Source organism: Arthrobacter sp. 05T45 (assembly GCF_056395875.1).
In genome coordinates this window covers 42,797-53,547 of sequence record NZ_JBFTKI010000031.1, presented here as the reverse complement: position 1 = coordinate 53,547, position 10,751 = coordinate 42,797, and the positions used below count along the sequence as shown (strand labels likewise).

The following is a 10,751-nucleotide window of genomic DNA, read 5'->3' as shown; positions in this document are numbered from 1 at the left end:
CTGTGGAGTCTCATGACTTAATGGACGTTTCTGTCTCAAGACATCGTGGACAGTGTGTCTCAGGACATCGTGGACACTCGGACCGGTTTTGCTCGGGTCATGAGCAAAATGCACCCCGATATCAAGATCCGGCATTTGGTGGCGACATGGCCTGACGACGCTGAGAGGGGTGCGGTTACACAGTTCTGCGAACGTCATAAGGTGTCCCGGGCCTGGTTTTACAAGATCCGGGCCGCGGCTGCCGCCGGGGGGACGATCAAAGCCTTGGAAACTGCCTCGACCAAGCCGGCGACCAGCCCGGCCAAGGTCGATGCCTCTTTGGCGCAGCTGGCTCTCGCGACCCGGGAGTCCCTGAAGAGCCTCGGCTATGACTACGGGCCGCTGAGCGTCGCCGCCAAACTCCGACGCCAGGGGGTCCAACCGCCATCACGTGCCACCTTGGCCCGGATCTTCACCCGGGCCGGAGTCGTGGTCCCGGAACCGAGGAAGAAACCGCGCAGCGCCTACCAAAGATTCGTCTATCCAGAACCCAACGGCTGCTGGCAGATCGACTCGACGGAGTGGCTGCTGGCCGGCGGAGCCAGGGTGGCCATTTTCCAGCTCATCGACGATCATTCCCGCCTGGCACTGGCATCGCTGGTCGCAGACGCAGAGACATCCGAAGCGGCCATCCGGGTGGTGCGAATAGCTATCGATCGCCACGGAGTGCCCCAAAAGTTCCTATCGGACAACGGGGCGGCGTTCAATCCCACACGGAGGGGCCGCACCGGGGCCCTGGTGGAATACCTCAAGGCTCTCGGCGTCGTGCCGATCACCGGAAAACCCTACAAACCCACCACCCAGGGCAAGAACGAACGCTTCCACCGGACCCTGCACACCTACCTGAACCGCCATCCCCAGGCCGCGACCGTCGCCGAACTACAGGCCCGTGTCGATGTCTTCGACACGTACTACAACACCGAGCGTGAACACCAGGCGCTGCCGCCGGGCACGACCCCGGCCGAGGCGTGGAACGCCAGAAATCATCAGCCACCCGCGCCCGCCCAAAGGAACCGTCTACATCGGCCTCAACGGCACGGGCAGGCAACCGTCCACGAAGTCCTGAGACATGAACCGTCCACGATCAGTTGAGACATGAAGTGTCAACGATGAGGTGAGACAGCACAACGCCGAATGACGACCAGGACTGATAGCGCAACCAGGTTAGGCAGGGTGGATTTAGTAGGCCTTGACCCGCTGTTCGACGATGAGGTGGACCAGGGCGAACACACCGTCCCGGTCGATGGCGGCCAGCGCCGCCTCGAGGGCGGCCGGCACATCCTTATCCTCGGTGACGGTGATGCCGAAACCGCCGAACGCCCGGGCCATCATGCCGAAGTCGGGGTTCTTCAGCTGAGTGCCTGACACCCGGGACGGGTAGTGGCGTTCCTGATGGGTGCGGATGGTGCCGTACTCCTGGTTATCCATCACGATGATCAGCGGCGTGGCTCCGTACTGGGCGGCCGTGGCGAGCTCCTGGCCGTTCATGAGGAATTCTCCGTCGCCCGCGATGGTGACCACCCGGCGCTCCGGGCTAGCCAGGGATGCGGCGATGGCCGAGGGCACCGAGTACCCCATGGAACCGTTCCGGGCGCTGATCATCGAGGCGTAGCGCCGGGTGGGGAAGTACCGGTGCGCCCAGTTGGTGTGCTCGCCCGCCCCGAACGTCACCAGGGCGTCCTGCGGCAGCAGCGGCACAAGGTTCGCCATCAGGGTGTCCATCTTCGCGGGACCGGCACCGGGGACGGACGGCGGCAGGCTGGCGAAGGAGCACTGCTCGGCGCGCATCCGGGCCGTCCACGCCTTCCACTCCTGCCTGACGGGCAGGTCGATGTTGACCAAGTCCCGGACGAAGGCGTCCGGCTTGGCCAGGATCTGGCGGGAGACCGGACCGGAGCGGCCGCGCAGCGAGGGATCGATGGAGACGAGGAAGTTGTTCTTGTTCCAGTCCTGCCGGCAGACGAAACCGTCCGTGATCACGTCCCCCGGGACCGTCCCGACGAAAACGAGCAGATCGGTTTCCTCCAGGAGGTCATACGTCGGGCGGGGCCTGCCGTAGCCGATCGGCCCCACGTAGCTGGGCGAATCAAAGGAGACGGTCCCCTGTGTACGCCACTCCGCCGCGGCCGGGATGTGGTGCTTTTCGAGCCAGCGGGTTAGTTCCGAGGCGGCTTCCTGGGTCCAGTCGTTCCCGCCGGTGACAAAGAGCGGCTTCTTCGACTGTGCCAGCGCCTCAGCCAGCGCACCGGCATCGGTGCTGCTCATGCCGCCCGCGGCAACCGGGATGGCCGGGTGCAGGGCCGGATCAATCTGTGCGCGGATGATGTCCTCCGGCAGGCCCACCACCACGGGCCCGGGACGGCCGCTCATGGCCGCGAACATTGCCTCCGCGACAATTTCGGAGGCCCGCTCGGGGTGGTCGAGGACCATCACGCGTTTGGCGCCGGTGTCGAACCACGCCTTGATGTCGAACTCCTGGAACGCCTCGCGGTCCCGGTGCGCGAACGGAATCAGTCCGACGAAGAGCAGCATCGGGGTGGAGTCCTGCCACGCGGTGTGCAGGCCCACGTGGGCGTTCGCTGCCCCGGGGCCGCGGGTGACCATGGCGACGCCGGGGCGCTGGTTCATCTTGCCGTCTGCCTCGGCCATGTAGGCGGCGCCGCCCTCGTGCCGGCAGACCACGGTCTCGATCTCAGAGCCGTGCAGCCCGTCGAGGACGTCCAGGAAGCTTTCCCCCGGGACAACAAACGTGCGTTCCACCCCGTGCGCCGCGAGCGAATCAACAATCACGTGGCCGGCGGACTTGAGGGTGCTGGCGCCGTTGCGGTTATCCAGGACAGCCCCTGGGGCCGTCTGAAGGGGTTTGATGGTGTCGCCTTCAACTGGGTGCGTGTCGGTTGCGGTCATTGTGGATGCAGACTCGGTTTTCATCACTACTTGTCTTCTTGGGTTGGGTTGGCGGGCATGGCATGTCCACTGAATCCAGCGGAACGGTGGCTAGTCTGTTTCCGGTCCGGTGCAGAAGAAGCAGCCGTCCTCGCAACTGTCGTTCGACGCCGGCGGCTTGTCCTTGTGCGCGTCTGGCGGGCGGCGTTCCTGCAGAGTGCTGGTTCGGCCGGGACTCAGCGGGTTTAGTGGCTTCATGAAGGCTTTCGCGTTGGGTGCCGGGTTGCGGGATTGGTCGGCACTGGGATGTTCGATTAGCGGATTGGAGTCCGGTTGGCCAGCACGGGCGCGGCGCCCGTGAAGCCGTCGCGGGTTTCGGCGATGTCGTGGATTTGTTTCCGGCAGGCGTACCAGCCGCCTACCATCAGCGCGCAGGCCACCAGTGTCACCAGCAATGTGAGCGGGGAATCGATGAAGACCATGACGAGGACGCCGAGCAGGAATACCAGGGAGAGGTACCCGGTGTAGGGGGCGCCGAACATCCGGAAAGAGGGGCGCTCAAGCCAGCCTTTGTCTGCCCACCGTTTGAGCTGGATCTGGCAGAGCACAATGGTGGCCCAAGTGACGACGATGCCTACGGCGGCGACGTTCAGGACGATCTCGAAAGCCTGGCCGGGGACCAGGTAGTTCAGCGGGACCCCGAGGAGGGAGACTCCGGCGGTGATGGCGATGCCGCCGTAGGGGACACCGGCCTTGTTCATCCGCTGGGCGAACTTCGGGGCCGATCCGGCCACTGACATGGAACGCAGGATGCGGCCGGTGGAGTATAGGCCGGCGTTCAGCGAGGACAGGGCGGCTGTGAGGACCACGAGGTTCATGATGACGTCCACGCCTTGGATACCGATGGATCCGAAGAACGTCACAAACGGGCTGACGCCTTTTTCATACGAGGTGTAGGGCAGCAGCAGGGCGAGCAGAATGACCGAGCCGACGTAGAAGACGGCGATCCGGAAGACCACGGAGTTGATGGCCTTGGGCATGATTTTTTCGGGGTTTTCGGTTTCGCCGGCGGCGGTACCGATCAGTTCGATCGAGGCGTAGGCGAACAGCACGCCCTGCATGAGGATGATCATGGGCAGCAGGCCGTTGGGGAAGAGGCCGCCATTGTCGGTGATGAGGCTGAATCCGACTTCCTGGCCTTCCACGGGCGTGCCGAACATGACGAAGTAGGTGCCGACCAACAGGAACGCGACCAAGGCCGCGACCTTGATCAGGGCGAACCAGAACTCGAGCTCGCCGAACACCTTGACGGAGACGAGGTTGAGGCAGAGGACCACGACGAGGGCGATCAGCGCCCACGCCCACTGCGGTACGGCCCCCATCCAGGGGATGTATTTGCCGAAGAAGTTCATGTAGAGGGCCGCGGCGGTGATGTCCACGATGGTGGTGGTGGCCCAGTTGATCCAATAGAACCAGCCGGAGATGAACGCGGCCTTCTCTCCGTAGAATTCGCGGGCGTAGGACACGAACGATCCTGACGAGGGCCGGTGCAGCACCAGTTCACCCAGGGCGCGCAGGATCAGGAACGCGAAGAAGCCGCAGACGGCGTAGGCGATGACCAATGACGGGCCGGCCGCGTTGAGCCGGCCGCCGGCACCCAGGAACAGGCCGGTTCCGATGGCCCCGCCGATCGCGATCATCTGGATCTGCCGGGGCTTCAGGCTCTTGTGATAGCCCGAGTCCTCCGCGTGGATCAGGGCATCCGAAGCGTGGGCGTGGCCGCCATCGGCCTGGTACAAGCCAACCTCGTCATTGGGGTTGTTGGGCATGGGTGTTCCTTTCGATCTGTCAGAGATCTAAATGGGGTTCTGGAGTGAGATTGTGGGGACAGCCGGGCGTCAGATCAGAAAATCGACCACCCGGTCCGGTCGGACAGGTCAGCGAGAGCCGCCGTGCCTGCCAGGGAATTTCCTTTGGAATCCAGCCGGGGGCTCCAGACGCAGATGGCGCACTCCCCGGGGACGATCGCCAGGATGCCGCCGCCTACACCGCTTTTCCCGGGAAGTCCCACGCGGTAGGCGAACTCGCCGGCTGCGTCATACATGCCGCAGGTCAGCATGATGGAGCCGATGCGCTTAGCCTCGCTCCTGGAGATCACCGCGCCTTGTACTCCACGACCATCCTGCGCGAGGAATAGACCCGCCTTGGCCACCTCCACGCAGGTCATCATGATTGAGCACTGCCTGACGTAGTTCTCCACCACTGCCTGTGCGGGCCGCCGCAGGTTGCCGAATTCCTTCAGGAAGTGGGCGAGGGCCAGGTTGCGGCTGCTGCTGGAGAGTTCACTCTTTGCGGCCATTTCGTCGATGAAAGGACCCTGTCTTCCATTCTGGTGACCCACCTGGCCGGTGAGGAAACGCAGGACCTGGGCGGCGGCGTCGGGAGTTCTTTCCATCAGATGGTCGGTGACCACCAGGGCGCCCGAGTTGATGAACGGGTTCCGGGGGATCCCGTGCTCGACTTCAAGCTGGACCAAAGAGTTGAAGGACGTGCCTGAAGGCTCGCGAAGGACCCTGGACCACAACGAGCCGGAGTCATCGGCGCCGAGCGCCATCGCCAGGGTGAAGACCTTGGAGATGCTCTGGATCGAGAACGGAAGATCGGCGTCGCCGGAACTGAATAGTTCCCCGGACGTCGTGGCAACCGCGATGCCGAAACGGTCGAACGGCGGGGACTGCATGTGGGGAATGTTTGCGGGGACTGACCCCGCTTCCGTCCGGGGCCGGTGGCCGCGGACAATGTCATCCAGTAATAAGGCAAGCGGCGGCGAATCAAGTGTTGTCATCATTTCTTGCCCACATGCTCCTTCTGCGTGCCGGACCACTCCTGAACATGCAGCAGCGCGACCAGTGCATGGCGGGGATTGCCGAAGTCCAGGCCGGTGACCCGGCTGACCTTGCCGATCCGGTAGTAGACGGTGTTCTTATGCAGCTGCATCCGCTTCGCGCACTCGGCCACGTCGAGTGACGCGTCGAAGAAGGCACGCAGGGTTACGGCCAGTTCCGCGTCGTCGCGGAGCAGGGCCCAGAGGCTGCGGTGCCGGAAGGCCGCCGTCGTAAAGTTCTCCACGGCGTCGTGGAAGAGGATCTCGGCTTCGAAGTCGTCCACCGTGGCAACCGAAACTTCGCCGGAGCGGCGCATGCAGCCCAGCAGCGCTTCGCATATTCCGGTCACGGAATGGATTGATAGCAGATCGGGAACAGCGGGGCCGACGGCGGCAAAGGGGCTGATGCCGAGGTGCTTGTTGGCGTCCTTGACGATTGCCTCGGCCAGGCTCCGCAGACCAGCCCCGGCGTTGGCGGACTGCAGCCCGGGAAGGATCACGGCGGTGTCGCCGTGAAACTGTCCCACGATGGCTGAGGACTTGTAGGCGGCTGCATGGATTGAAGCGAGGTTGGCCAGCTCGCCGTGTTTGAGTGCGGCGTCGTTCTCCTGGGCTTCGGACGCCGAGAGGCCAATCAGGATCAGGGCCGCGGGGCGGTCCGCAGGGATTTTCTCGCTGTGCGCGCTCGCCGCAGCCTCCGCGGGACCCGAAAGGAGGCGCACGATCCGGTCCTCGCGCATGTGCACGGATTGCTGGTTGCGGTACCGGATCAGCTCGGCGGAGGCCCGCGCGGCCGAGCCGGTGAGCACATAGTCGACGTCGTCGCCGAAGCCGCCGCCGGTTTCCTGGAGCCAGATGTAGCCCATGATGCGGTCACCGGCGAACAGGCTGATGGCGACGCGCTCCCGCAGGCCGTCCTGGGGCCGGGCGGGAACCCGGACCGGCAGGCGCGTCCGGTGCAGCTCGCGGTAGGCGCCGAGGTCCTTGAGGAGGAGTTCGTATTTGCGCGGGCCGCGCCGGGCCAGAATCGAGGCCTTGCGCAGTTCGTCAATGGCGTTGGTGACCGTGGAGTAGGCCAGGACCTTGTTGGCGGCGTCCTCGATCACCACGTGGCTGGAGGTCAGGCGGGCCGTGGTCTGGGCGATGGCGAAGAGGTCTTCTTCGAGCAGGGTCAGCACTTCGCGCTGGTAGCTGGGCGGCTGGATTCGGTCCTTGGCGATGGACAGCAATCGGTCCCAGTCTGCCGCCGGGTCCACCAGCAGCAGCCCGGTTCCGGCGGCGCGCAGCAGCTCTTCCGCTTCCACCAGTTCCTCGTGGCTGCCCTTGACGGCCAGGACCAGGGGCGGGCTTTTCAAGAGGCGCCGCACTGCGGGCAACGCGGAGCGTCCGCGCACGCCGATCAGCAGGACAAACGCAGACCCGCCGTCGGCGGTCTCGTCGTCAGCGTCGACGATCAGAAAGCGTTCGATCGCAGCATCCGTGCGGGACGGCCGAAGCATCAGGCTGGCGAAACCCAGCGGAAGATCCGCGAGGATGTCGTCCACTGTAGCTGCGGCCATGGGCTTCTTTCTGACATTGGCACCGCCCGGACGGCTTTGTCCGGACACCTCAGCCTATCCAGCAGACATCGCCGAAAGTATGGAAAAGCTCCTAAATTACGCGGCCCGTTTTAGGTCTACGGACCAAGGCGAGGTCTGCAGAGCTGCGGGGCCCCATCGATTGCTTCGTAAGTGCCGTAATCACTCGTCAAAAGGGCAACTACGGAGCAACCGACGGGGTTTGAGGACCGGAAGGGGACCGGTCATCATGGAGTGTTGGTGCGTCATTGCGGAACCCGACGTCCGCCGCACCCGCCGCCACTGGCGCTGACGCCCCTAGGAGAACCCATGGAGACGCCCCCGGACCTGATCGACTTCACGGCAGGCCGCGCCCGGTCCGGAGACCTGGAGGTGGCCTGGATCCACGGCTCGGAATCGGCGAAGCACAACACGGACCCGGACATCCAGGTCCACGCCTACGACCGGCACACGTTCATCCTGCGCCAGAACATGGCGGTCAACTACGAGGCGCCGTTCATGTTCCTGCTGTTCGGCAACGCGCGGGCCGTCCTCATCGATACCGGCGCGACCGCATCCGCGGACTTCTTCCCGCTGCGCCGCGTTGTCGACGGCCTTGTGGCGGCCTGGCTTGCCGCCCATCCCCGCGACGGCTACGGTCTCCTTGTCCTCCACACCCACCCGCATGGCGATCATGTCGCAGGCGATGCCCAGTTCGCGGGCCGTCCCGACACCGTTCTGGTGGACGCGGCCCGGGACAATGCCTGGGAATTCTTCGGATTCAGTGACGCCAGCGACTCGGACGACGGCGACCCGGACGCCGGCGGCGGCGCCGTTCAGCCCGCGCAGGTGGACCTCGGCGGGCGCGTCCTGGCATGCTGGCCCAGCCCGGGGCACCACAACGCGGCCGTGACGTTCTACGATCCCCACACCGGGTTCCTGCTCACCGGAGACACGGTCTATCCCGGCCGGCTCTACATCCAGGACTGGCCAGCGTTTGTGAGCACCATCGAGCGGCTGATCGGGTTCTGCGCCACCCACCCCGTCACCCATGTCCTGGGCTGCCACATCGAAATGTCGCAGCAGCCCGGCGTCGACTATCCAATCTTCACCACCTACCAGCCCGACGAACCACCGCTGCAGATGACCGTGGAGCAGCTCCGGCAGATCCGCCGGGCCATCGACGAGGTGGGCGGACGCCCCGGCCGGCATGTGTTTCCCGGGTTCATCCTCTGCCTCGAGGGGGAATGAGCGGGCGGGACCACCGGCCTCCAGCCCTCAGCGCCCCCGCAGCGACGCCGCGGCCGGGACGCCGGGCGGGAAATCGGGCAACGCCCCTGCGGGCGTGTGGAAGATCCACAACGAGAGCGCACGGTAGGTGGCCCAGTCGTCGTCGGCCGCCCGCAGGGACGCGATCTCGGTGCCGTCGGGTTGCCCTGTGGTGCGGATGACCTGCAGCCGGACCGGCGCGGCCTCCGGCAACCGGAGCATGACGGACCCCGAAGCCGGCAGCGTGCCGTGGGGGAAGCGGACTGCGGCGCCGCCGACCGAAATGTCCAGCAGCTCTCCGCTCGTGCCCTCGGCCTCCACCGGCGCGGACACCTCCATCCGGTAGGCGTTGCGGCGGGATGTGGCGAATTCGGCGGCCCGGATCCTGCGTGTTCCGAGCACCAGGACCGCGCCGGCGAGCACCAGCCAGGCACCGGACGCTACCGTAGAACCGGGCGTCGTGCGCCAGGGCACCAGCCCGGCCAACCCGGCCGCCGCATACAGAATCACCGCGGAGATGAGGACAACCATCACGATCAGGATGCGCGGCGTCCGGCCCCGGAGTCGGAGGTCGGCGGCACCCTTGGGCGTCACCTGGAACTCCAGGATGTTCCGGGACATGAGCCACCAGAGGCACGCCAGGCCGACCGGGACGCGGAAAATCCGCAGGACGAAGGCCGTGGGCCAGTGGATTTCGTTGCGCATCAGCTGCTTGGACCCCCCCAGGCGCACGGTGAACATGACCAGGAAGACCCCGGTGAAAAGCAGCGGCCCGGCAGTGGAGGTCTGCGCCCCGGACAGCATGATCACCACCGGAATCAGGAAGGCCACGAGCGTGGCGATGCCCTCCAGCCACCACAGCGTGCCGTTGAGGTACTCGTGGTAATTCCGCCACGACAGCCACCCCTTCGCCGCCCACAGCTTCTCGTGGACGAGGATCTGCATGGCACCCATGCCCCAGCGCCGGCGCTGCAGCAGGTACTGGTCCGGGGTCGCCGGCGCGAGCCCGACGGCCAGCGTCTGGTGGTGGTAGACGGTCCGCCAGCCGCGCCGGATGAGTTTGAGCGTGGTGTGCATGTCCTCGGTGATGGTCTCGGTCGCCACGCCGCCCACCTCCTGCAGGGCGCTCAGACGCAACAACGACGTCGACCCGCACCAGAAGGGTCCGGCGCCGGGTACGTTGCGGGACGCCATGAGGACGTTGAAGAAGGTGCCCTGCTCACCCGTGATTCCGTCGTCGTCGAACGCGCCGCCGTTGTAGAACGACTGCGGACCCTGGATCAGGGCGATCCCGGGGTCTTCGAACCAGCCCAGGGTGGCGGTGAGGAAAGTGGGCAGCGGGACGTGGTCGCAGTCCAGGACGGCGATAATGTCGATGCCGGGGCCGCCGGCGGCCTTCTCCGAGGCCATCAGGCCCAGGGCGTGGTTCATGTTGCCGGCCTTGGCGTGGTCGTGGACGGGCCGCCGGACATACCGGGCGCCGTAGGCGACGCACATTTCCTCGACCCAAGGCCGGTCGCCGTCGTCGAGGACCCACGTCTCATGCGCCGGGGCCAGCTCGCAGGCCGCCGCGACCGTGGGCGTCAGAACCTCGATGGGCTCGTTGTACGTGGGGATCAGCACCGCCACCCGCATGCCGTTCGGGGCCTCCGTCACGGGCGCCGGCGGATGGCTGTCAATGTTCCACACGGACCAGGCCTTCAGGATGAGGCCGGCCAGCGGCAAGGCCTCGAAGGTGACCAGGATCCAGGCGATGGCCAGGTTCCATTCCCCCGACGGCATCGTGAACAGGACGCGCCACGTCAGGTAGAGGACCAGGGCGGCGATGGCCGCGATACCGCCGACATGGGCCAGCCTCCGGGACCGGGGTGCTTCCGCTCCGGGAGGTCCGAGCCGGGCGGCCCAGCCGGCAATGCCGGCCCGGGTCAGGGCTGTGGCGTCCAGTGGTACGGGCCGCGGCGCAGCGGATAATCTTCCAGTCGGCAGTCCTTGAGCCGATGCGTTCTCGGCGTGCTGCAGATCTTCACGCAGATTCTCTCGAGGCACGTGATCTCCCTCAGCTAGATCCGGTGCTCAATGTCCGATCAGCGTAGCCGCGGCATGGCACCAGTGACCGG

7 protein-coding genes are annotated in these 10,751 nt (G+C 65.8%); 2 read left to right on the top strand and 5 right to left on the bottom strand.

Going from position 1 to position 10,751, the window contains the following annotated elements; translation table 11 throughout:
- Positions 1-264 precede the first annotated feature (264 nt).
- Positions 265-1,131, top strand: coding sequence for a DDE-type integrase/transposase/recombinase (locus tag AC1DGD_RS20205; protein ID WP_476858010.1), 867 nt, complete (start codon positions 265-267; stop codon positions 1,129-1,131).
- Positions 1,132-1,218: 87 nt separating this feature from the next.
- Here the strand turns inward: AC1DGD_RS20205 and AC1DGD_RS20200 are convergent, their stop codons facing one another.
- From AC1DGD_RS20200 to AC1DGD_RS20185, 4 genes are all read right to left on the bottom strand, one after another.
- Positions 1,219-2,946 carry a thiamine pyrophosphate-dependent enzyme gene (locus AC1DGD_RS20200; RefSeq protein WP_476858009.1) on the bottom strand — a complete coding sequence of 576 codons (1,728 nt, stop codon included), beginning with the start codon at positions 2,944-2,946 and terminating at the stop codon, positions 1,219-1,221.
- Between the two features lie 293 nt (positions 2,947-3,239).
- Positions 3,240-4,754, bottom strand: a complete 1,515-nt coding sequence (locus tag AC1DGD_RS20195; protein ID WP_476851757.1) for an amino acid permease — start codon at positions 4,752-4,754, stop codon at positions 3,240-3,242.
- 74 nt (positions 4,755-4,828) lie between these two features.
- Positions 4,829-5,773, bottom strand: coding sequence for a glutaminase (locus tag AC1DGD_RS20190; protein ID WP_476858008.1), 945 nt, complete (start codon positions 5,771-5,773; stop codon positions 4,829-4,831).
- Positions 5,770-7,368: a PucR family transcriptional regulator gene (locus tag AC1DGD_RS20185; protein ID WP_476858007.1), complete on the bottom strand. Its 1,599-nt coding sequence runs from the start codon at positions 7,366-7,368 to the stop codon at positions 5,770-5,772. The genes AC1DGD_RS20190 and AC1DGD_RS20185 overlap by 4 nt, the downstream gene beginning before the upstream one ends.
- Before the next feature lie 327 nt (positions 7,369-7,695).
- Here AC1DGD_RS20185 and AC1DGD_RS20180 point away from each other — a divergent pair, with 327 nt between their 5' ends.
- Positions 7,696-8,616, top strand: a complete 921-nt coding sequence (locus tag AC1DGD_RS20180) for an MBL fold metallo-hydrolase (protein WP_476858006.1) — start codon at positions 7,696-7,698, stop codon at positions 8,614-8,616.
- A 27-nt stretch (positions 8,617-8,643) separates the two neighbouring features.
- Here AC1DGD_RS20180 and AC1DGD_RS20175 read toward each other — a convergent pair whose 3' ends face one another.
- Positions 8,644-10,680 carry a glycosyltransferase family 2 protein gene (locus AC1DGD_RS20175; protein WP_476858005.1) on the bottom strand — a complete coding sequence of 679 codons (2,037 nt, stop codon included), beginning with the start codon at positions 10,678-10,680 and terminating at the stop codon, positions 8,644-8,646.
- Between the last annotated feature and the right edge of the window lie 71 nt (positions 10,681-10,751).

Coding starts and splice junctions, on each gene's coding strand:
- AC1DGD_RS20200 (WP_476858009.1), bottom strand. CDS start 2,946: ATGACCGCAACCGACACGCACCCAGTTGAAGGCGACACCATCAAACCC.
- AC1DGD_RS20195 (WP_476851757.1), bottom strand. CDS start 4,754: ATGCCCAACAACCCCAATGACGAGGTTGGCTTGTACCAGGCCGATGGC.
- AC1DGD_RS20190 (WP_476858008.1), bottom strand. CDS start 5,773: ATGATGACAACACTTGATTCGCCGCCGCTTGCCTTATTACTGGATGAC.
- AC1DGD_RS20185 (WP_476858007.1), bottom strand. CDS start 7,368: ATGGCCGCAGCTACAGTGGACGACATCCTCGCGGATCTTCCGCTGGGT.
- AC1DGD_RS20180 (WP_476858006.1), top strand. CDS start 7,696: ATGGAGACGCCCCCGGACCTGATCGACTTCACGGCAGGCCGCGCCCGG.